The organism is Nocardia goodfellowii, from assembly GCF_017875645.1.
Lineage (GTDB): Bacteria > Actinomycetota > Actinomycetes > Mycobacteriales > Mycobacteriaceae > Nocardia > Nocardia goodfellowii.
Genome location: NZ_JAGGMR010000001.1, coordinates 4,059,160 through 4,077,149 on the forward strand (window position 1 = coordinate 4,059,160; position 17,990 = coordinate 4,077,149).

The window sequence follows — 17,990 nt, forward strand, 5'->3', positions numbered from 1 at the left end:
CTCGGAGTCCTGCTACGCGGGGCGGTCGGCAGTGACCGACCATCCGGGGCTGCAGGTCGTCTCCGGTCAGCTGGCTTGCGACATGGTCGACCGGCGACTTGGGTAACGGCAGGATAGCGATAGAAAGCTACTCGGAAAAGCTCAGTGCCCTTCCTCGATCGCTCGCCATCGCTCCACGGAGGACGCTGTCCCGAGTTCCGCTCGTGCTGCAGGGTTCTCGGCGTAGAACGTTAGATAGCGGAAGAGAGTGGTACCGTCGACTGAATAGCGCGGGCATTCCAGGAAGATCCAGCCAGCGAGAGGCAGGCGGTCCAATTGCCACAGCCGTCGTGTCTTGCCGTTTAGTTCCAGGCTCGGTGTGGTGAAGCGCGGCTCCGTGCCGGCCACGCCGGTCACGATGATCAGTGGCACCCGTTCGAACGCAGTACCCACTTTGGCAAAGTCCCAGCCCAGGGATGATTGCGAACTCCAGCCGTAGTGGATTATCTCGGTTTCGGTGATCGCGATTCGGCCGCGCCGTAGTCTTCCGGCGACAGCAAGCATTGGTGTGGATCCAGAGAATAATCCGATGCTGGCAAACACCACGACCAGTGGCCAATGGGTACGCCAAGCGGCTCCTGCAGTCTCGATTGCGGCAGCAGTGAATATGGTCGCGAAACACAGCCAGAATGCTTGATACAGCCCAAAGTAGGCACTCGAGCCAGGCACAACCGTTGCTGGTATGCCGTGTTCTCGATCAAGCCTGACCGCGGACCGGTAGGCAATTCTGAGATCCGCAAGGATTCCCAACGCGAGGACGAAGACCATCGCGAGACCGAACAGTGCAACATATTTCGAGACAACCTGTGCCGCAGCATCCCCACTGCGCCACATAGCCAGCGCGCCGACAGCGCAGAGAACAACTAGCCCGAAGAGTACGACCGTCGACATGACGCGCTTTGTTACCTGCCGGGGTGATCCTGGCCATGGACGACGAGGCTGGTTTTTCTCAGAAGATTGCATTCCACGCCTTCGAGACACCGCCACCGATCGCGTTACCAGCCCCCTCGAGCGCGTTCGCTCCGCCGTCAACCGCGCTGCTCACGCTTAAACCGTTCGTGTACATCGAATCGATCGCTCCCGAGGTGAAGAGGCCTACCGCCGCCCCGCCGAGCGCCCCAACGGCAGTTCCCACAACGGGTACCGGTATTAATGTGCCGATCGCCGCACCCGCGGCAACCGAGGCAGCGAAACCGCCTACTCCGGAGACAATGGCCTGCTCGGGGTCTTTTCCGTTATAGATGTCATATGCGACACCCACGACTGCTAGCGCGCCACCTGCTCTCAAGCCGATCTTCGCGCCGTTTGCTTTGGCCTTTGCGGCATCGTCTAACGCCTCGCCAGCGTTTTTGAACAGTGTCCGGCTCCAGTCAACGTCTCGATAGAGGGCCGCTCGCGGGGTGCCTGCTGGGGCATTCTTGGCCTCGATCAGCGTTTTGAGAGCGTCACTGGACAGCACGGCCGAATTTGCCAGAAGCGTTGACGAGTGTTTTGTAAACAGGGTGCCTGCGGCGCCGTTTACCAGATCTCCAACGACGACAAACCACTTATCCTTGACATCGTTCTGCATGTTTTTCCACGTAGACCCCCAGAAACCCTCCTTTCCCCGTACTTCTTCCGCCGCCTGTGCGGCAGTGTTGTAAGCCGCTATCTTGTCGCCGTCGCTCTCGCTAGGCTTCTCGATGACCTGTTCCTTGACGGACAGACCCGCAGCGGTGGCGTTCCTGCGAATCGTCTCCATGTCCGCCTGCGCCTGTTGCACTTGACCCGCGAGAGTGTCGAACTCCGTGGCGTATCCCCGGACCTTGGTAACAAATTCGTCGGTCTTCGTGGCCGTGTTCCGCACTTTTGTTGCGAAGGCATCACCCGCCGCACCCTCCCAAGCGGAATCAGCTTGGACCTTCACTTTGGCGAGATCGTCTGCAGAGGCCGACAATTGGCTAGCCAACGTGTCACGGAGCCATGCAGCTACGGCGCGAATGCTCGTAGGGTCACCGTCGATCTTGGTATCAATAGACATTGCTACCCCAGCTTCCACGTCTCAAGAATAATTGTGTCAGCTATGGTGTCGTCCTGTTCCTTGTATTTCTTTGCAGCCTCCGTGACAGCATCAGCGCTCGCAGCCAGGCCCACTACGAGTTGTCCGGCACCGTCCAGCACCACCGATAGGATGGCCAACACGGACGGCGTTACAGTTCCGGCGTCGATGCTGTCTGGTGTTTTTTTGCTCGTGCCATCGAGTTCCGTACTCGACGTCGCGAGCGTAGTTGCGATGGTTGCCAGCGTGTCCAGATCGATATTCATCTCTGTCATGCTCGCGGGTTCCCTCTATGCTCTTCGGGAATAAAAACATCCAGGAGCAGGATGTCGAAAGGCCGAGCCTGATATAGAGCATCAAGCGAAACCGTGGTAGTCCACATCCATGGCTGATCACTTCCGCAACATTCATGAAGACGATCCAGAGCCGAGTAGGCCATGCACGCAATCCGGCCGTCACGGGTCTTTCTCATCATGATCTGCGCGTCTTCAATTTCTTGAACCTCCGCCAGCACCGGCAGGTAGACGACTGGAGGAAAGTTCTTTGGCATGGGTTTGGGGGCAGGCCGCATCCCGATGGCCGACGCGTCGGGACGTGCAGGGGCTCCCGGCGCCGGAGGGGTTGGATCGGCAGGATAGGGGGCCGACTCCGAGCGGGGCGTTCCGTAGGAGGAGGCCTGGCTGTAGGAGGCGGGCGGGGCGACGTCCCGGGATGGAGCGGCGTCCGCAGGAGAGGATTTGGGCGTCGGCCGGAGCGGCACCTCATCCCAATCTTCGTCAGGGTCGTCGTAGTGGTTGTAGAAGGGCTGGCCAGCCATCACTGCACCTCTTCGTAGGCGCTGGCCGATGATGCGGACAACGTGATCTTCTCCGGAATCGGCATACCCCCCGTTCGTGTGCCGCCGCCACTGAGCGGACACCACCGGTCGTTTGGTTGACCAAACGTGTCGCTCCGAGGCACTATACGAAAGTCAGTGTGCACGAGCAAACATCGCTCGATGCCCACAGGTTCGCTGCCAAATTCGCCGACCTTCCGGCGGACGCGCGTTACGGCGTGAGTCTCGACTGGAGCAGCGTCATCGAAGGCGATGTCAACCGCATCGAGATTAACAGGCGAACCATGTAAGGCCGAGCCACTTCGGCCTGCTCCGGAACTGAGTCCTCCTCGCGAAGCAGACCGAGCGGAGTCACTAAAAGTGTGCCAGGACCGCTCCCAATTTGGGTGGCACCGATTCGGGGATTGCTGCGTCCAATCTTGTATGAGCGACCACTCTTTAAGGGATCGGTGCGCGGCACCCCTGGACAACGAGGAGCGCCCGCGCGCGGGCTCTGGCCGTGCTGCCGGTACGCCGGGTCGGATGTCCAGATCCGACTAACCACACCGACTTCGAGGACAGGCCCTAGTGCGCAGCTGGGGCACGCGGATGGGGCCGGAATCGCGACTCACTACTACATCGATCCCAACGGCTACGGTAAGCGACTGGTGGTCGACAACACGGACGCCCTCGAAGACCTCAAACCCACGAAAGTTGGAGCAAAGTTGGACTCTGAGGCCCTCGCCGTGTGATCTACGGCCCATGACCTTGGTGTTTTGGGCCCCCCGGGTAAAATCGGTGGTTCTTGTGCTCGATTCGCCGCACAATCGAGCAGCAACCGCCCAGCACCGCCCAATCCGTAAGGAGCCCGTCTGTGATCACCGCGACCGACCTGGAGGTCCGGGCCGGAGTCCGCACCCTGTTGACGGCCCCGGGGCCGGCGCTGCGGGTGCAGGCGGGCGACCGGATCGGTCTCGTCGGGCGCAACGGCGCGGGCAAGACCACTACGCTGCGCATTCTGGCGGGCGAGGGCGAGCCGTACGCCGGAAAAATCGTGCGCTCCAGCGATATCGGCTATCTGCCGCAGGACCCGAAAGAGGGCAACCTGGACGTGCTGGCGCGTGACCGCGTGCTGTCCGCGCGCGGGTTGGACACCCTGCTGCACGATATGGAGAAGCAGCAGGCCCTGATGGCGGAGACTGCCGACGACAACGAACGCGACAAGGCGGTCCGCAAGTACGGCCGGCTGGAGGAGCGCTTCTCCTCGCTCGGCGGCTATGTCGCCGAGAGCGAAGCTGCCCGCATCTGCAACAGCCTGGGCCTGCCCGACCGGGTGCTCGGCCAGTCGCTACGCACGCTGTCCGGTGGTCAGCGCCGTCGAATCGAATTGGCGCGCATCCTGTTCGCCGCTTCCGACGGCAGCGGCGGTCGTTCGGACACGGTGTTGCTGCTGGACGAGCCGACCAACCACCTCGACGCCGACTCCATCACCTGGCTGCGCGGCTTCCTGCAGAGCCACGACGGCGGCCTCATCGTCATCAGCCACGATGTGGAGCTGCTGGCCGACGTGGTGAACAAGGTGTGGTTCCTGGACGCCGTGCGCGGCGAGGCCGACGTCTACAACATGGGCTGGAAGAAGTATCTCGACGCCCGCGCCACCGACGAGCAACGCCGGGTTCGTGAGCGCGCGAACGCGGAGAAGAAGGCGAGCGCGCTGAAGGCGCAGGCCGCGAAGCTGGGCGCGAAGGCCACCAAGGCCGCCGCGGCGCACCAGATGACCAAGCGTGCCGACAAGCTGATGGCGAGCCTGGACGAGGTCCGGGTGGCCGACAAGGTAGCGCGGATCAAGTTCCCGGAACCCGCGCCGTGCGGCAAGACGCCGATGATGGTCAAGGATCTGACCAAGCTCTACGGCTCGCTGGAGATCTTCACCGGTGTCAATTTCGCCATCGACAAGGGCAGCCGCGTGGTCATCCTCGGCCTCAACGGCGCGGGCAAGACGACGATGCTGAAGCTGCTGGCCGGCGTCGAGACGCCTACCGCGGGCGGTCTGGAGCCGGGCCGTGGCCTCAAGGTCGGATATTTCGCGCAGGAGCACGACACCCTGGACGACAACGCCACCGTGTGGGAGAACATCCGGCACGCCTCACCCGACGCCGGGGAGCAGGAGCTGCGAAGCCTGCTGGGCGCGTTCATGTTCAGCGGACCGCAGCTCGAGCAGCCCGCGGGCACGCTCTCCGGTGGTGAGAAGACCCGGCTGGCGCTGGCGGGCCTGGTGTCCTCCTCGGCCAACGTGCTGCTGCTCGACGAGCCCACCAACAACTTGGATCCGGTCTCACGCGAACAGGTGCTCGATGCGTTGCGCACGTATCAGGGTGCGGTCGTTCTGGTGACGCACGATCCGGGTGCGGCGGAGGCTTTGTCACCGGAGCGGGTCATTCTACTGCCGGATGGCACGGAGGATCACTGGTCGGCCGAATACTTGGAACTTATTCAGCTTGCGTGATTTTCATCACAAACACCCGTTGATCACGGCCGCATAGTTGCTTAGCCTGGAATGACGCGCTGCTCGGCGACTCGGAGGTAGCCATGAGCGATCGGCCATCATCAGGCAAGTCCACATTGGGTAAGGGCACCCGCGTCACGGGGAAGTCACGTGACCGGTTGCAATCCCAACTCAAGAAGCAGTACGAGGCGGGTGCCAGCATCCGGTCATTGGCGCGGGCGACGGGGCGCTCCTACGGCTTCATCCACAATGTGCTGGTGGAGTCGCATGTGCAGCTCCGCAGCCGCGGCGGCGCCAACCGGCGCAAGGCACAGTAGGAACTAGTACCCCGGAACCGCTCCGTCACCCTCGACCAGCAGGTTGGCGAGGCTGCGGAACATAGGCAGGCCCGTCTTGATCTCGAGATAGGCGAATTGGCCCTGCGGATTGACCTCGAGGAAGTAGTACGCACCATCGAGGCCGAGTCGCAGGTCCAAGACGCCGAAACTCAGGCCCAGCGCGCCCATCAGGGTGGCCAGAGACTTGCTGACCGAGGCGGGCAACTGTTCCCGGCTGAACTCGACCGAGGTGTCGAGGCGGGAATCGACGCGCCCGACACCTGCCTGCGAGTCGATTCGTACCGCCCACTCGACCCCGTCCACCCAGACCACGCGCAGATCGCACTCGGCGTCGATGTAGTCCTGGAACGTGGTCGGGGCGGAGCGGATGCCCGCCAGTTTCGGGAAGTCGGCGCGGGTGATGATCCTGGTTTCGGCGAATTCACCGCGGCCGGTGCCGGTGCGCTTGTAAACCACTGCGCCGGGCCGGGATTCGGTGAAGCTCCGGGCCTCGTCGGGATCGTTGGTGATCAGTGTCTCCGGCACCGAGAACCCGGCCCGCTGCGCGGTTTCCAACTGCACGATCTTGCGGCTCGCGGTGCGGTCGGCGCCGGGGTCGTTGATCCAGGCAGCCGGGATGGACCAGAGCAGGCCCTGGATGAACCCGTCGCATTCGGCCTGCCGGAACGCGTCGTCGGAGGCGCGCACGCCGCCGGGCACCTGCGCCGGATGCGGCCGTCGCCACCACACCGAGCGGACGTCGTCCAGGCCCAGCACGTGCGACATGGAGCGGGAGGTGCCGTGCCGGTCCAGCCGGAAGCTGCCGGACTCGCGCGGGAAGTCACGCAGGTCGAGATGAATCGGGTTGAGCCCGTGGTGTTCCCGCAACGTCGCCGCCATCGCGGTGGCGTGCAGATCGTCGGTTTCGGAGACGATGAGGACCGAACCGGGGCGGCGCGCCACCATGGCGGATCAGTCGAGACTGTCGCAGCTGATGCCGTCGTCGCTGCCGTTGTGCGATTTGGTCTGGCAATAGGTGAAGGTCGCGCCGTTGCCGCCCGCGACGTCGACGAGCTGCAACCGGTCGGCCCATGATGCCGTGAGTTGTTGCAGCAGTTCGTCACCCAGCGCCGCCGACGGTTCCGCGGCGAGAGTCATCGGCCGGTTGACCAGATCGATCCGACGGCGCTGGGTGAAGTCGGCGAACGCGCCGGGGCGGATGTCGACCAGCACCGAATCACCGGCGGTCGCGGGGCCGGCCAGGGTCGCCGAATCCAGGATGCGCAGCACGTCGGAGCGGCGGAAGGTCCACGTCCCCTCCTCGACCCGCACACTGATGTCGCACGGCGATTCGGCCACCAGAACGCCCTGCAGAGCGGGAATGCGATCGCCCGACGGCACGGAACCCGGGAGATTGATTGCGTCCGTCATAACGTGCACTCCGATCTGCTCGCGATTAGCCAGGGCCCCCGAGCGGGAACTGGATCATAACGCGGGCAGATCCCTGTTCGGCCCGGTTCGAAAGATTTCAGCACCGGTGGCAAACCGGGTCCAGGAACCGGATGGGCTTGCACCGAAAGATTTTCGGTGACCTGCCACCCAGCATCGAGCAATCCGGGAGCTATTTCCGGGTGGCAGATTTTCCGGGCGAATTGCCCAGAATTGGCGGCGCTTTCGCGAGGAAGTGTGTTATTGCAGGCCGAACAGCTCCGGGCGCTCGGCGAAGGCGCGGAACCGCGCCCGCGGATCGGCCACCAGCTTGCGTGCGGTCAGGTCCATCACGCCGCCGGTCACTGTCACCAAGGCGGAGACGGTGCCGTCGAGTTTGCGGATTTCCTGGCGCATCCGGAAGGTCTTGCCCTCGGTCCATTCGAATTCGCAGGTCACCGTGATCTCATCGCCGGCGCGGAGCTCCCGCTGGTACTTGATGTTGTTCTCCAGGACCACCGGGGCGTAACCGGTGGTCAGCAGTTTGTCCTGCCCCACTCCGGCGGCGCGCAGCAATTCCCAGCGGGCGTGCTCGGCGTACTGCAGATAGACGGCCTGATTCACGTGGCCCAGGCTGTCGAGTTCGTAACCGCGTACGGTAATGGGGACAGAGAAGGTCATGCCCTGGCGAACCTGCCCGGACCGCGGGTTTGTTCCCGTTTCACCTGATAGCTGGACCACATTTCCGCGGCGCGGCTCTCACCGCCGGTTCGCGTTGCGCTCGGCCCACCACTGCGGCGCGTCGACGAAGTGGTTGTCGAATTCCTCCTGGGAGGCCAGCAACTCCTCGAAAGTGGACTCGCCCTTGCCGATCCGGTCCAGCAGCCGGAAGTACTCGAACCGTTCCACGCCCGGCATGAGCGCGATCAGGATCCGCGCCGAGCTGTCCGGGCCGGCGCCGAACGCGTGCGGCATGTACTTCGGCACCACGATCGACCCGCCCGCGCCGACAGTGACGATCTTGTCCCCCGTGAGCACCTGCAGATCACCCTCGGCGACGTAGAACAGCTCGTCGGAGGTGGTGTGGAAATGCGGCGCGGCCCCGTCCGCGCCCCGCGCCATGGTGACCTCCACGGTGCTGACCGCGCCGCCGGTCTCGTTCGCGTCGATGAGCAGCCGGACCTGGGTGGCGGGAGTGCCGAGGATCTCGGCTTCGTGAGGCTGACGGATGGCGGCGGGGCGGGTGGCGACGGTGCTCATGGGAACTCCAGGTCATTCGCTGGTTGATAATTCGTTACCGAACTATATCTTGGCGAATAGAATCCTGTCCATGGGCGAATCGAAAAAGGACGCGGTCGACCTCATCGCGGACCAGTGGCATCGGGAGCGACCGGAACTGGACCTGCGGGCGATGGCCATCCTGGGCCGGCTCGGCCGGCTCATGGCCGTCGCCATGCCGAAGATCGAAGCGGTGTTCACCGCACACGGCTTGCAGGTGGGTGAGTTCGATGTGCTTGCGGCACTGCGCCGTTCGGGGGAGCCGTTCGAGCTCAACCCCTCGGTCCTCGCCGACACCCTGATGCTGTCCCGGGCCGGTATGACCGGCCGTTTGGATCGGCTGGAATCCGCCGGTCTGGTCCGCCGCCGCGCCGACGCCGCCGACCGCCGGGCCGTGCGCGTGGCACTCACCGAGCAGGGCCGGGAATTGATCGACCGAGTCGTCGGCGAGCACATCGAGAACGAAACCCGGTTGCTCGCCGCCCTTTCCGCGCGGGATCGCGGTGAACTCGACCGCATCGTGCGAGTACTACTGGAAAGCTTGGAGGCGGAGTCCTAGCGCGACCCCGCCTCCAAGCCGGGCAGCAGGGTCACGGTTTATCCGGCTTCACCGCATCCTTGATCTTGCCGACCAGTCCCGCCTCGGTGCCGAACGCGTTCGAGCGGGGTTCGCCCTGCGAGCCGTCGTAGGTGACGTACAGCTTCGGGTCGGGCGCCGGAGCGGAAGCCTTCTCGCCCAAGGGCTGCGGGTCCCGGATGAAGCCGTTCTTGTGCACGCCGTCGGGAGCCATGCCGGTGGCCCACATGCCCTGATCGGACTGCGTGCCATCGGACAGATGCCACAGGCTGGTCGCGTGTTCGGAGTGTTCCTCGTCGAGCAGCGCGTTCGGTGCGATGGTGTCCTCGATGCCATCGGCCTTCAGCTGGGCGATAGCGGACAACCAGAGGTTCTGGTGATAGGTGTCGCGGGCCAGGTTGAACTTCAACATGTCCTTGACGCCCGGGTCGTCGGTCATGTGGTACAGCCGTGCGGTCTGGATGCGACCCTGGGACTCGGCGGTCACATTGGCCCGGAAGTCGGCGAGCAGATTGCCGCTCGCGACGATGTAGCGCCCGTTCCACGGGACGCCGTTGCTGTCCGACAGTGTCGGCCCGCCGCCGGAAACGATCGCCTGCTGCGGATCCATGCCACCGAGCACCGCGGCGACCACCGGGTCGGCCATGGCTTCCTGGGTGGCCTTGGTGGCGGGCGCGCCCTCCAGCAGGCGGGCCACCATGGTGGCGATCATCTCGACGTGACCGATCTCCTCGGTGGCCACGTCCATGATCATGTCTTTGTATTTGCCCGGCATCCGGCAGTTCCAGCCCTGGAAGAGGTACTGCATGGTGACGGTCATTTCACCGAAGGCGCCGCCGATCAGCTCTTGGAGCTTGCGTGCGTACACCGGGTCGGGCTTCTCCGGCTTGACATCGAACTGCAGGTGATCGGTGTGACGGAACACAATGGCCTCCGATGACTCGAATGTGGATCCTTTCGCGCCACGGATACCGCCACCCGTCAGGGTTAAACGCGGTCGAACTCGAATTGTTTTGTGTCACAATCAGTTTCGGTTCGATACGACTGATCGCAGCTAACCGCGGAACCGTCCGACCGCCAGATCGGCCAGCCGGGACAGCGATTCGGTGTTCCGCGGGGAGAGCAGCAACCCCTGCAGGGGACTCGGCAGCAATCGCCCCGGCCCGCCGCTGACCTCCTCGGTCATCCGGATCTCGGTCGCCTCGTCACCGGTCAGCTCGAGCCGAATCGACGCCGTCCCCGCCGGCCACGCCCGAGCCTTCAACTCGAGCAACCGGGGCGGGTCCACCGCGACCACCTCGGTGGTGTCATCGATGGTCAACGGCCACGGCCCCACACTGTGATGAATCCGCGACCCCACCTGCGGCCAATCCGAATCGACATCCCGAATATGCGACGCCCCCACCACCCAGTTGGCATACAACCACCCGTCGGCCAGCACGTCGAACACCTGCTTGACCGGCGCATTCACGACAAACCTGACTTCGACCATCAGCCCACCGCTCCCTTCGGCCCGGCAGGTCGCCGGGCAGTCCGACTCGTGCGTACTACCTCCGCCGACCGCCGGTAAACCTGACCGGACATGCCTCACAGAGGGTTCAGGCGTCAGTTTTTCGCAGGTGAACGGATACCCGCGTGATTCGGGAGCAAAGCGAGGAAGTTGCGGATCAAGGCTCGGTCGTCGTCGGCTCGGTGGGCGACGTAGATCGTTGTGTCCGCGTCGGTTCCGGAGAGGGGGATGATGCGGACCGAGGTGGGGGCGGTGAAGGTGGCGCTGCGCGGGGCGATGGTGACGCCCAGGCCTTCGGCGACGAGGTACATGATCGTGGTCCAGGTGTTGCCCTCCTGGACTACGCGGGTGCGTCGACCCGTCTCGAGCAGGGGCGCGAGATTCTTTTCGTAGGCGAGAGCGCCTGCGGCCCTGGGGAAGAAGACGAGCGGGTTGTCGGCGAGTTCGGCTCCGGTGATGGTCGAGCGACCGGCGTGCGGGTGATCGGCGGGCAGGACCGCGACGAACGGCTCGGTGATCAAGGGGGCGACGTGGAGTCCGGGCAGGTCGTCGGGGTCTCGCACGATCGCGGTGTCCAGCCCGCCGTTGCTGAGTTGTTCCATCATCCGGGAGGTGTAGCCCTCGATGAGATCCACCTCCACCAAGGGGTAGCGCTCGCGGAACAGGCGTACTCCGCGCAGCGGCTCCAGCGGCAGCACCGAGGGCACGAAGCCGAGATACAACCGGCCCTGGCTGCCCTGCCCGACGCGGGCGACCTCGTCCAGGTCGCGGGCGGCATGACCGAGCACCGCGGCCGCGCGTTCGCGCAGGACCGCGCCCGCGGGAGTGAGGGCGACGCTGCGCGAGGTGCGGTCGAGCAGACGCGTACCGAGCAGGGTTTCCAGCCGCTGGATCTGCTGGGTCAGGGCCGGTTGGGCGATGTGCAGTCGCGTGGCGGCGCGCCCGAAATGCAGTTCGTCGGCGACCGCCAGGAAGTAGCGCAGGTGGCGGAGCTCGACACCGTCGATCATAAGTTGATCTTATCGATCGCAGTAATCAAGTATTGGACGTTATGGTTCGCGGGCGGGCATGCTGGTCGAGTGCCTCAGCAAACGAAATCCCTCGCCTCTGATCAGCGCGGTTCCCTCGTCGTAACGCCCATGCGGAGCGCCGCCGACGCGCGGGCTTTCAAGGAGATCAACGAGGAGTGGATCCGCGCCTACTTCTCCCTGGAACCCGCGGACGCGCATCTCCTCGACAATCCGGAGACCGAGATCGTCGCGAAGGGCGGGCAAGTGCTGATCGCCCGGGACGGAGAGGAGATCGTCGGGTGCGGTGCGGTGGTGCCGGAGGGCCACGGCGTCTACGAGATCTCGAAGATGGGCGTCTCGCCGCAGCACCGGGGCCGCGGCATCGGCCGTCTCGTGCTGGCGGCCGCGATCGACTACGCCCGCGGGCAAGGCGCGACCACGCTGTACCTGGAAAGCAACAAGCGGCTCGCCAACGCGGTGCACCTGTATGAGTCGGTCGGGTTCGTCCATGTGCCGCCGGGGAGTCTGCGGCAGAGTCCCTACTCCCGCGCCGATGTATTCATGAAGTACGACCTGACCGATTGACTATCGATGCGCCAGGTGGACGGGGGCGTGGTCGAGCCGGTCCGCCAGGCGAACGCTGCGCTGTGCGGACGCGCGCAGCAACGCGGCCGCCCACACCCGCAAATGGGGTGTGCGCGGTGCGGCGTCGGCGCGGACCGGTGCGCACGGCAGTGCCGAGTTGGCTTGGCTCCGTACGGCTTTGACGGCCAGGTCGGCGGCGATGGGTAGCATGACTATTCCTCTCCGGTGGGTCGGCTGGGCGCCGGGCCGGTGCTGGATCGGATGACCAGCTCGGTGGGCAGCACGACGCGTTCTTCGGTATAGGACGGATCGAGCAGCATGCGCCCGAGCAACTGCCCCTTGGTTCGGATCGGCTGGCGGACGGTGGTCAGGCCCGCGCTCGCCGCGGCCGGGATGTCGTCGAATCCGGTGACCGAGATATCGCGCCCCGGCACCAATCCGCGCCGTCGCATCGCTTCGAGTACGCCGAGGGCCAGCACGTCGCCGGCGGCGGCGATGGCGGTCGGCGGGTCGCGGCGATCCAGTACCAGCTCGGCGGCGGCAATGCCGGATTCCATCGAGTTGTGGCCGCCGCTGACGACGGTGAGTTCGGCGTGCGCGCCGAGCCCGGCCCGCAAACCCCGCACCCGCTGCCGCGCGTTGTTGTAAAGCACTGAGGTATCGGTGATTTCGCACGGTGTCGTGGTCGCTCGCCCGCAATCGACCACCATGGCGATCTCGGTATGGCCCAGCTCCGCGAGATGAGCGCCGACCCGGTGTGTGGCGGCGAATTCGTCGATCACCACCCGCCGTCCGGGGAAGTCGTCGTCGGAATGCGCGAACGGCAACCCGCGACTCGAAATAACCTCCAGCGCAGGATGATTCGCATCGACACAGTAGGCGGCAACCCCGTCGACCACGGCGTTGCGCACCGTCTCGACCGACTCCCGGATGGCCTCCGCGTCCGCTCCCGGTTCGAAGCGCGGCAGCGGAATCAGCAGTAGGCCGGTTCGCGTCCGCTCCGCGACTTCACTGAGCCCGGCGAGCAGTCCGACGGCGAACGGGTCGGAGAACGCATAGGACAACTCTTCGGTGAGCAGCAGCCCGATCGCACCGGCTCGCCGCCCCCGCAGCGTGCGGGCGGCCGCGTCCGGACCGGAGTATCCGAGCTCGCGGGCCGCGCTGAAGATCTGTTCCCGCAGGGCGGCCGAGAGTTGCTCGGGTTTGTTGTAGGCGTTGGACACCGTGGACATCGAAACGCCCACCGCCGCTGCCACGGACTTCATGGTCGCCTTGGGCGGCATGGGATTTGCACCTGTCTGTATCGATTTACTAAATCGTTCTACTAAAACGATACAGAAGAGAGCGGTGCGCCGCCAGGGCGAACTTTCGGGAGTCGGTTCAGTCCTTGCGGCGGACCGAGGCTTCGACGAGATCCAGCACGGCGGAAAGGTTTTCGTTGGTGTGGCCCGAGGCGATGCGGGCGATGAGACCATCCAGAACGAGGTCCAGGTAACCGAGCAGGACATCGGTGGGCACGTCGTCGCGAAGGGCACCGGCGGCCTTACGGCGTTCCAGGCGGGCGAGCGTGGCGGCGGTCAATTCGGCGGAGCGCTGCGTCCAGCCGGCTCTGAAGTCGGGGTCGGTGCGCAGGCGTCTGGCGATCTCCAGCCGGGTACCGAGCCAGTTGAACTGCTCGGGGTGGGCCAGCATGTCGCGCATGACCTGGACCAGGCCCTGGTTGGCGGCGACGTCGGCCATGCGTTCGGCGTCCTCCTGGGCGAGGGCGAAGAACAGGGCGTCCTTGTCGCGGAAGTGATGGAAGATCGCGCCGCGGGACAGGCCGATGGCCTCCTCGAGGCGGCGCACGGTCGCGCCGTCGTAGCCGTACTCGCCGAAGCAGCGGCGGGCGCCGTCGAGGATCTGGTTGCGCCGGGCGACAAGGTGATCGTCGCTGACCTTGGGCATGGGCGGACTCCTCCGAGCGCTGAGACTTTTTAGTGCGTGGGGCAGTACCGGAAAGCGTTGATGCGGAGAGGTCCGCGCACCGCACGTAATGCGGTGCGCGGACCCAACTTTCAGCAGGCGGTGTGGTGACTAGCCGCGAATCATGTTGCGCAGCACGTACTGCAGGATGCCGCCGTTGCGGTAGTAGTCGGCCTCACCGGGGGTGTCGATCCGGACCACCGCGTCGAACGACACCTTTTCGCCGTTCTCCTTGGTGGCGGTCACCTTCAAGGTCTTCGGAGTCACACCCTCGTTCAGCTTGGTGATGCCCTCGATATCGAAGGTCTCGGTGCCGTCCAGCTTCAGCGACGCGGCCGACTCGCCGGCCGGGAACTGCAGCGGGATGACGCCCATGCCGATGAGGTTCGAGCGGTGGATGCGCTCGAAGGACTCGGTGATGACGGCCTTGACGCCGAGCAGGCTGGTGCCCTTGGCGGCCCAGTCACGCGAGGAACCGGAGCCGTATTCCTTGCCACCCAGCACGACCAGCGGGATGCCGGCCTTCTGGTAGTTCTGCGAGGCGTCGTAGATGAACGCCTGCGGGCCGCCCTCCTGGGTGAAGTCGCGGGTGTAACCGCCCGAGACGTCGTCCAGCAGCTGGTTGCGCAGCCGGATGTTGGCGAAGGTGCCGCGGATCATCACCTCGTGGTTACCGCGACGCGAGCCCAGCGAGTTGTAGTCCTTGCGCTCGACGCCGTGCGAGTCGAGGTACTGCGCGGCCGGGGTGCCCGGCTTGATCGGACCGGCCGGGGAGATGTGGTCGGTGGTGACCGAGTCGCCCAGCAGCGCCAGCACGCGCGCGCCCTTGATGTCCTCGACCGGGGTCGGGTCCATCTGCATGCCGTCGAAGTACGGCGCCTTGCGGACGTAGGTCGAGTTCTCGTCCCACGCGAAGGTGTCGCCCTCGGGGGTGCTCAGGTTCTTCCAGCGCTCGTCACCCTCGAAAACGGTGGCGTAGGACTTGGTGAACATGTCCCGGCTGATCGCCGTCTTGATGGTGTCGTCGATTTCCTGCGCGGACGGCCAGATGTCCTTCAGGAAGACGTCGTTGCCGTCGGTGTCCTGGCCCAGCGGATCGGTCTCGAAGTCGAAGTCCATCGTGCCCGCGAGCGCGTAGGCGATGACCAGCGGCGGCGAGGCCAGGTAGTTCATCTTCACGTCGGGGGAGATGCGGCCCTCGAAGTTGCGGTTGCCCGAGAGCACCGCGGTGACCGACAGGTCGTTGTCGTTGATCGCCTTGGAGATCTCCTCCGGCAGCGGGCCGGTGTTGCCGATGCAGGTGGTGCAGCCGTAGCCGCCCACGTAGAAGCCCAGCTTCTCCAGGTACGGCCACAGGCCGGCCTTCTCGTAGTAGTCGGAGACGACCTGCGAGCCCGGCGCCATGTTGGTCTTCACCCACGGCTTGGAGGACAGGCCCTTCTCGACCGCGTTGCGCGCCAGCAGGGCCGCGCCCAGCATGACCGACGGGTTGGAGGTGTTGGTGCAGGAGGTGATGCCCGCGACCACGACGGCGCCGTGATCGAGCACGAAGTCACCGCGCTCCGGATCGGAAACCTTGACCGGCTTGGACGGACGCCCGACATTGCCGTTGGCGGCCGAGGGCAGCACCGCGTCATCCTCGGCGAAGGACAGCACGGCGGGATCGGAAGCCGGGAAGGACTCCTCGATGGCTTCGTCCAGATTGGTGTGCGGGGTGACCGACGCCGGGCCGCTCTCCGCGTCGTTGGTGTAGTTGTGGATGTCCTTGCGGAACGCGGTCTTGGAGTCCGACAACAGGATTCGGTCCTGCGGGCGCTTCGGGCCGGCGATGGAGGGCACCACGGTGCTCAGGTCCAGCTCCAGGTACTCCGAGTACGCGGGCTCCTTGTCGGCGTCGTGCCACAGGCCCTGTTCCTTGGCGTACGCCTCGACCAGCGCGAGCTGCTCGTCGCTGCGGCCGGTCAGGCGCAGGTAGTTGATGGTCTCCTCGTCGATCGGGAAGATCGCCGCGGTGGAACCGAATTCGGGGCTCATGTTGCCCAGGGTGGCGCGGTTGGCCAGGGGCACCTCGGCGACGCCCTTGCCGTAGAACTCGACGAACTTGCCGACCACGCCGTGCTTGCGCAGCATGTCGGTGACGGTGAGCACCACGTCGGTGGCGGTGACGCCGGGCTTGATCTCACCGGTCAGCTTGAAGCCGACGACGCGCGGGATCAGCATGGAGACCGGCTGGCCCAGCATGGCGGCCTCGGCCTCGATGCCGCCGACGCCCCAGCCCAGCACACCCAGGCCGTTGACCATGGTGGTGTGCGAGTCGGTGCCGACACAGGTGTCGGGGTAGGCCTGGCCGTTGCGGACCATGACGGTGGGCGCCAGGTATTCGATGTTGACCTGGTGCACGATGCCGACGCCCGGCGGGACGACCTTGAAGTCGTCGAAGGCGCCCTGGCCCCAGCGCAGGAACTGGTAGCGCTCGCCGTTGCGCTCGTACTCCAGGTCGACGTTGCGCTCGAGGGCGTCGGCGCGGCCGAACACGTCGAGGATGACCGAGTGGTCGATGACCATGTCGGCGGGGGAGAGCGGGTTGACCTTGCTCGGGTCGCCGCCGAGGGTGGTGACGGCCTCACGCATGGTGGCGAGGTCGACGATGCAGGGCACGCCGGTGAAGTCCTGCATGATCACGCGGGCCGGGGTGAACTGGATTTCGGTGTCCGGCTCGGCGGAGGGATCCCAGTTCGCGATGGCGCGTACGTGGTCGGCGGTGATGTTCGCGCCGTCCTCGGTGCGAAGCAGGTTCTCCGCGAGCACTTTCAGGGCATAGGGGAGTTTCTCGGTGCCCGGCACGGCCGAGAGACGGAAGATCTCGTAGGAGTTGCTTCCGACCTCGAGGGTGCCCTTGGCGCCGAAAGAATCGATACTCTTCGTCACGTCAGCTCCACTCGTCTGTGAGGGTGGCCGTCGGCGGGGCTGTGCCGTCGGCCTACGTCTTCGGAGGATTCCAGCCCCGTGAGGTGCTGGTTCCTCGCATGCCTGAGCTTAACAGTACGCTTGTCCTGTGAAACGCCCGGGGGCCGCTCGACCGGGGCGTGGCGGCGACGGGGGTGGCCGGTTCGCGGGCGTCGCGCCACCAATGCGAGACTGCCTCGCGTACTGTGCTTTCGAGCTATTCGGGGTGAGTGCACCCCGTAGTGATGGATGCCCGTCGCCTCGCCTGCCGATGCGGCTCGACAGACCGGATGGAAGATGACCGTCTCGCACACTTCGGTGTTCCGACCCATGGCCGCGGAACTGCCGCCGCCCGTCACCGATAAGACGATCAGGAGTGTCATCGTTCCTGATCTTGCGGACGATCACGTCGCGAATCTGACCAACAAGCCCATGCCTCAGCTCGCGACCATCGCCGCCGACGCCCGGTCCCAGGGGATCGAGCTCAGCATTGTGGTGGTTCCCGGCAATCCCGGACACGACTCGAGCCTACGTGACCTGGCCACCGAGGTCGGCAAGCGCGAACAGGGCACCGTGGTGGTCTTCAGCGACGACTGGGTCGGCACGTACAGCGATTCGATCAGCCGGGTCCGGCTCGAATGGGCCGAGGACGCCGCCAAATACAAGGGTGGCGGGCACACCACCGAGGCGGCGCAGATCTTCGTCGACCGGCTGGAAACAGGTGATGGACTGTCCTGGACCGCGATTACCAGCGTGTTGCTAGCGGGTACGGTCCTGGCCATCGGTGGGCTGTATCTGGTGAAGTCGCGCCGCCGGAATGTGGAGAACGGGGATGCGGTGCCGGTGTCCAGTTCTTCTCGCCCGTAGTTTTCCGAACGGTCGGTCCGCTTTCCGTCATTTCTCCCATTGCGGGGTTGGATAACGCGCTGACCAGCATGAATTACATCGCTGTGATTCTGTTACTAGAGTTTCTTTAG

At 65.1% G+C, this 17,990-nt stretch carries 21 protein-coding genes; 6 read left to right on the forward strand and 15 right to left on the reverse strand.

Annotated features, from left to right (window positions below; translation table 11 throughout):
• Positions 1-141: 141 nt before the first annotated feature.
• Genes BJ987_RS18570 through BJ987_RS37335 form a run of 4 tightly spaced genes read right to left on the reverse strand, consistent with a single transcriptional unit; the run spans position 142 to position 2,894 of the window.
• Complete coding sequence (locus tag BJ987_RS18570; RefSeq protein ID WP_209891543.1) at positions 142-930, reverse strand: hypothetical protein; 789 nt, start codon at positions 928-930, stop codon at positions 142-144.
• Between the two features lie 58 nt (positions 931-988).
• Positions 989-2,077: a WXG100 family type VII secretion target gene (locus tag BJ987_RS18575; protein ID WP_209891546.1), complete on the reverse strand. Its 1,089-nt coding sequence runs from the start codon at positions 2,075-2,077 to the stop codon at positions 989-991.
• Positions 2,062-2,343 carry a hypothetical protein gene (locus BJ987_RS18580; protein ID WP_209891549.1) on the reverse strand — a complete coding sequence of 94 codons (282 nt, stop codon included), beginning with the start codon at positions 2,341-2,343 and terminating at the stop codon, positions 2,062-2,064. Before BJ987_RS18580 ends, BJ987_RS18575 begins: the two co-directional genes overlap by 16 nt.
• A 5-nt stretch (positions 2,344-2,348) precedes the next feature.
• Entirely contained in the window at positions 2,349-2,894 is a 546-nt protein-coding gene (locus tag BJ987_RS37335) for an SAV_915 family protein (protein ID WP_245366029.1), read from the reverse strand.
• Positions 2,895-3,052: 158 nt separating this feature from the next.
• Here BJ987_RS37335 and BJ987_RS18590 point away from each other — a divergent pair, with 158 nt between their 5' ends.
• From BJ987_RS18590 to BJ987_RS18600, 3 genes are all read left to right on the forward strand, one after another.
• Positions 3,053-3,202, forward strand: coding sequence for a hypothetical protein (locus tag BJ987_RS18590; protein WP_209891552.1), 150 nt, complete (start codon positions 3,053-3,055; stop codon positions 3,200-3,202).
• Positions 3,203-3,765: 563 nt separating this feature from the next.
• Positions 3,766-5,397, forward strand: a complete 1,632-nt coding sequence (locus tag BJ987_RS18595; RefSeq protein ID WP_209891555.1) for an ABC-F family ATP-binding cassette domain-containing protein — start codon at positions 3,766-3,768, stop codon at positions 5,395-5,397.
• A gap of 83 nt (positions 5,398-5,480) precedes the next feature.
• On the forward strand, positions 5,481-5,714 hold the full coding sequence (locus BJ987_RS18600; RefSeq protein ID WP_209891557.1) for a helix-turn-helix domain-containing protein: 234 nt from the start codon (positions 5,481-5,483) through the stop codon (positions 5,712-5,714).
• A 3-nt stretch (positions 5,715-5,717) separates the two neighbouring features.
• On the opposite strand, the gene BJ987_RS18605 is transcribed toward BJ987_RS18600, so the two are convergent.
• The 4 genes from BJ987_RS18605 to BJ987_RS18620 all read right to left on the reverse strand — a co-directional run bounded on the left by BJ987_RS18605 (position 5,718) and on the right by BJ987_RS18620 (position 8,402).
• On the reverse strand, positions 5,718-6,680 hold the full coding sequence (locus BJ987_RS18605) for an MvdC/MvdD family ATP grasp protein (protein WP_209891560.1): 963 nt from the start codon (positions 6,678-6,680) through the stop codon (positions 5,718-5,720).
• 6 nt (positions 6,681-6,686) lie between these two features.
• Positions 6,687-7,145, reverse strand: coding sequence for a hypothetical protein (locus BJ987_RS18610; RefSeq protein WP_209891562.1), 459 nt, complete (start codon positions 7,143-7,145; stop codon positions 6,687-6,689).
• Between the two features lie 258 nt (positions 7,146-7,403).
• A complete protein-coding gene (locus tag BJ987_RS18615; RefSeq protein ID WP_209891565.1) occupies positions 7,404-7,823 on the reverse strand; it encodes an acyl-CoA thioesterase in 420 nt (139 codons plus the stop codon).
• 78 nt (positions 7,824-7,901) lie between these two features.
• Positions 7,902-8,402 (reverse strand): cupin domain-containing protein, encoded by a 501-nt coding sequence (locus BJ987_RS18620; protein WP_209891568.1) that lies wholly within the window; start codon positions 8,400-8,402, stop codon positions 7,902-7,904.
• Between the two features lie 70 nt (positions 8,403-8,472).
• Between BJ987_RS18620 and BJ987_RS18625 the strand changes: the two genes are divergently transcribed.
• Positions 8,473-8,979 (forward strand): MarR family winged helix-turn-helix transcriptional regulator, encoded by a 507-nt coding sequence (locus tag BJ987_RS18625; protein WP_209891570.1) that lies wholly within the window; start codon positions 8,473-8,475, stop codon positions 8,977-8,979.
• Positions 8,980-9,010: 31 nt separating this feature from the next.
• Here BJ987_RS18625 and BJ987_RS18630 read toward each other — a convergent pair whose 3' ends face one another.
• The 3 genes from BJ987_RS18630 to BJ987_RS18640 form a co-directional block, all read right to left on the reverse strand.
• On the reverse strand, positions 9,011-9,922 hold the full coding sequence (locus tag BJ987_RS18630; RefSeq protein WP_209891573.1) for a manganese catalase: 912 nt from the start codon (positions 9,920-9,922) through the stop codon (positions 9,011-9,013).
• A 129-nt stretch (positions 9,923-10,051) separates the two neighbouring features.
• Positions 10,052-10,489: an SRPBCC family protein gene (locus BJ987_RS18635; protein ID WP_209891576.1), complete on the reverse strand. Its 438-nt coding sequence runs from the start codon at positions 10,487-10,489 to the stop codon at positions 10,052-10,054.
• 113 nt (positions 10,490-10,602) lie between these two features.
• The gene (locus tag BJ987_RS18640; protein WP_209891579.1) at positions 10,603-11,517 is read right to left on the reverse strand and encodes a LysR family transcriptional regulator; all 915 of its coding nucleotides are present in this window, start codon (positions 11,515-11,517) and stop codon (positions 10,603-10,605) included.
• A gap of 129 nt (positions 11,518-11,646) precedes the next feature.
• On the opposite strand from BJ987_RS18640, the gene BJ987_RS18645 reads away from it, so the two are divergent.
• Positions 11,647-12,102: a GNAT family N-acetyltransferase gene (locus BJ987_RS18645; RefSeq protein WP_209891582.1), complete on the forward strand. Its 456-nt coding sequence runs from the start codon at positions 11,647-11,649 to the stop codon at positions 12,100-12,102.
• Here BJ987_RS18645 and BJ987_RS18650 read toward each other — a convergent pair whose 3' ends face one another.
• The 4 genes from BJ987_RS18650 to BJ987_RS18665 form a co-directional block, all read right to left on the reverse strand.
• Complete coding sequence (locus BJ987_RS18650; RefSeq protein ID WP_209891585.1) at positions 12,103-12,312, reverse strand: hypothetical protein; 210 nt, start codon at positions 12,310-12,312, stop codon at positions 12,103-12,105.
• A gap of 2 nt (positions 12,313-12,314) precedes the next feature.
• Entirely contained in the window at positions 12,315-13,385 is a 1,071-nt protein-coding gene (locus tag BJ987_RS18655; RefSeq protein WP_209891588.1) for a LacI family DNA-binding transcriptional regulator, read from the reverse strand.
• A gap of 97 nt (positions 13,386-13,482) precedes the next feature.
• Positions 13,483-14,049, reverse strand: coding sequence for a TetR/AcrR family transcriptional regulator (locus BJ987_RS18660; protein ID WP_209891591.1), 567 nt, complete (start codon positions 14,047-14,049; stop codon positions 13,483-13,485).
• Between the two features lie 129 nt (positions 14,050-14,178).
• A complete protein-coding gene (locus BJ987_RS18665; protein ID WP_209891594.1) occupies positions 14,179-16,995 on the reverse strand; it encodes an aconitate hydratase in 2,817 nt (938 codons plus the stop codon).
• A 315-nt stretch (positions 16,996-17,310) separates the two neighbouring features.
• On the opposite strand from BJ987_RS18665, the gene BJ987_RS18670 reads away from it, so the two are divergent.
• On the forward strand, positions 17,311-17,880 hold the full coding sequence (locus tag BJ987_RS18670; protein ID WP_209891597.1) for an Rv1476 family membrane protein: 570 nt from the start codon (positions 17,311-17,313) through the stop codon (positions 17,878-17,880).
• Positions 17,881-17,990: the final 110 nt, after the last annotated feature.

Bases quoted from the DNA above. Each gene is read 5' to 3' on its own strand.
- BJ987_RS18645 (WP_209891582.1), top strand. From the start codon at position 11,647: ATGCGGAGCGCCGCCGACGCGCGGGCTTTCAAGGAGATCAACGAGGAG.
- BJ987_RS18625 (WP_209891570.1), top strand. From the start codon at position 8,473: ATGGGCGAATCGAAAAAGGACGCGGTCGACCTCATCGCGGACCAGTGG.
- BJ987_RS18660 (WP_209891591.1), bottom strand. From the start codon at position 14,049: ATGCCCAAGGTCAGCGACGATCACCTTGTCGCCCGGCGCAACCAGATC.
- BJ987_RS18605 (WP_209891560.1), bottom strand. From the start codon at position 6,680: ATGGTGGCGCGCCGCCCCGGTTCGGTCCTCATCGTCTCCGAAACCGAC.
- BJ987_RS18610 (WP_209891562.1), bottom strand. From the start codon at position 7,145: ATGACGGACGCAATCAATCTCCCGGGTTCCGTGCCGTCGGGCGATCGC.
- BJ987_RS37335 (WP_245366029.1), bottom strand. From the start codon at position 2,894: ATGGCTGGCCAGCCCTTCTACAACCACTACGACGACCCTGACGAAGAT.
- BJ987_RS18640 (WP_209891579.1), bottom strand. From the start codon at position 11,517: ATGATCGACGGTGTCGAGCTCCGCCACCTGCGCTACTTCCTGGCGGTC.
- BJ987_RS18600 (WP_209891557.1), top strand. From the start codon at position 5,481: ATGAGCGATCGGCCATCATCAGGCAAGTCCACATTGGGTAAGGGCACC.
- BJ987_RS18580 (WP_209891549.1), bottom strand. From the start codon at position 2,343: ATGAATATCGATCTGGACACGCTGGCAACCATCGCAACTACGCTCGCG.
- BJ987_RS18620 (WP_209891568.1), bottom strand. From the start codon at position 8,402: ATGAGCACCGTCGCCACCCGCCCCGCCGCCATCCGTCAGCCTCACGAA.
- BJ987_RS18615 (WP_209891565.1), bottom strand. From the start codon at position 7,823: ATGACCTTCTCTGTCCCCATTACCGTACGCGGTTACGAACTCGACAGC.
- BJ987_RS18570 (WP_209891543.1), bottom strand. From the start codon at position 930: ATGTCGACGGTCGTACTCTTCGGGCTAGTTGTTCTCTGCGCTGTCGGC.
- BJ987_RS18635 (WP_209891576.1), bottom strand. From the start codon at position 10,489: ATGGTCGAAGTCAGGTTTGTCGTGAATGCGCCGGTCAAGCAGGTGTTC.
- BJ987_RS18670 (WP_209891597.1), top strand. From the start codon at position 17,311: ATGACCGTCTCGCACACTTCGGTGTTCCGACCCATGGCCGCGGAACTG.
- BJ987_RS18650 (WP_209891585.1), bottom strand. From the start codon at position 12,312: ATGCTACCCATCGCCGCCGACCTGGCCGTCAAAGCCGTACGGAGCCAA.
- BJ987_RS18655 (WP_209891588.1), bottom strand. From the start codon at position 13,385: ATGCCGCCCAAGGCGACCATGAAGTCCGTGGCAGCGGCGGTGGGCGTT.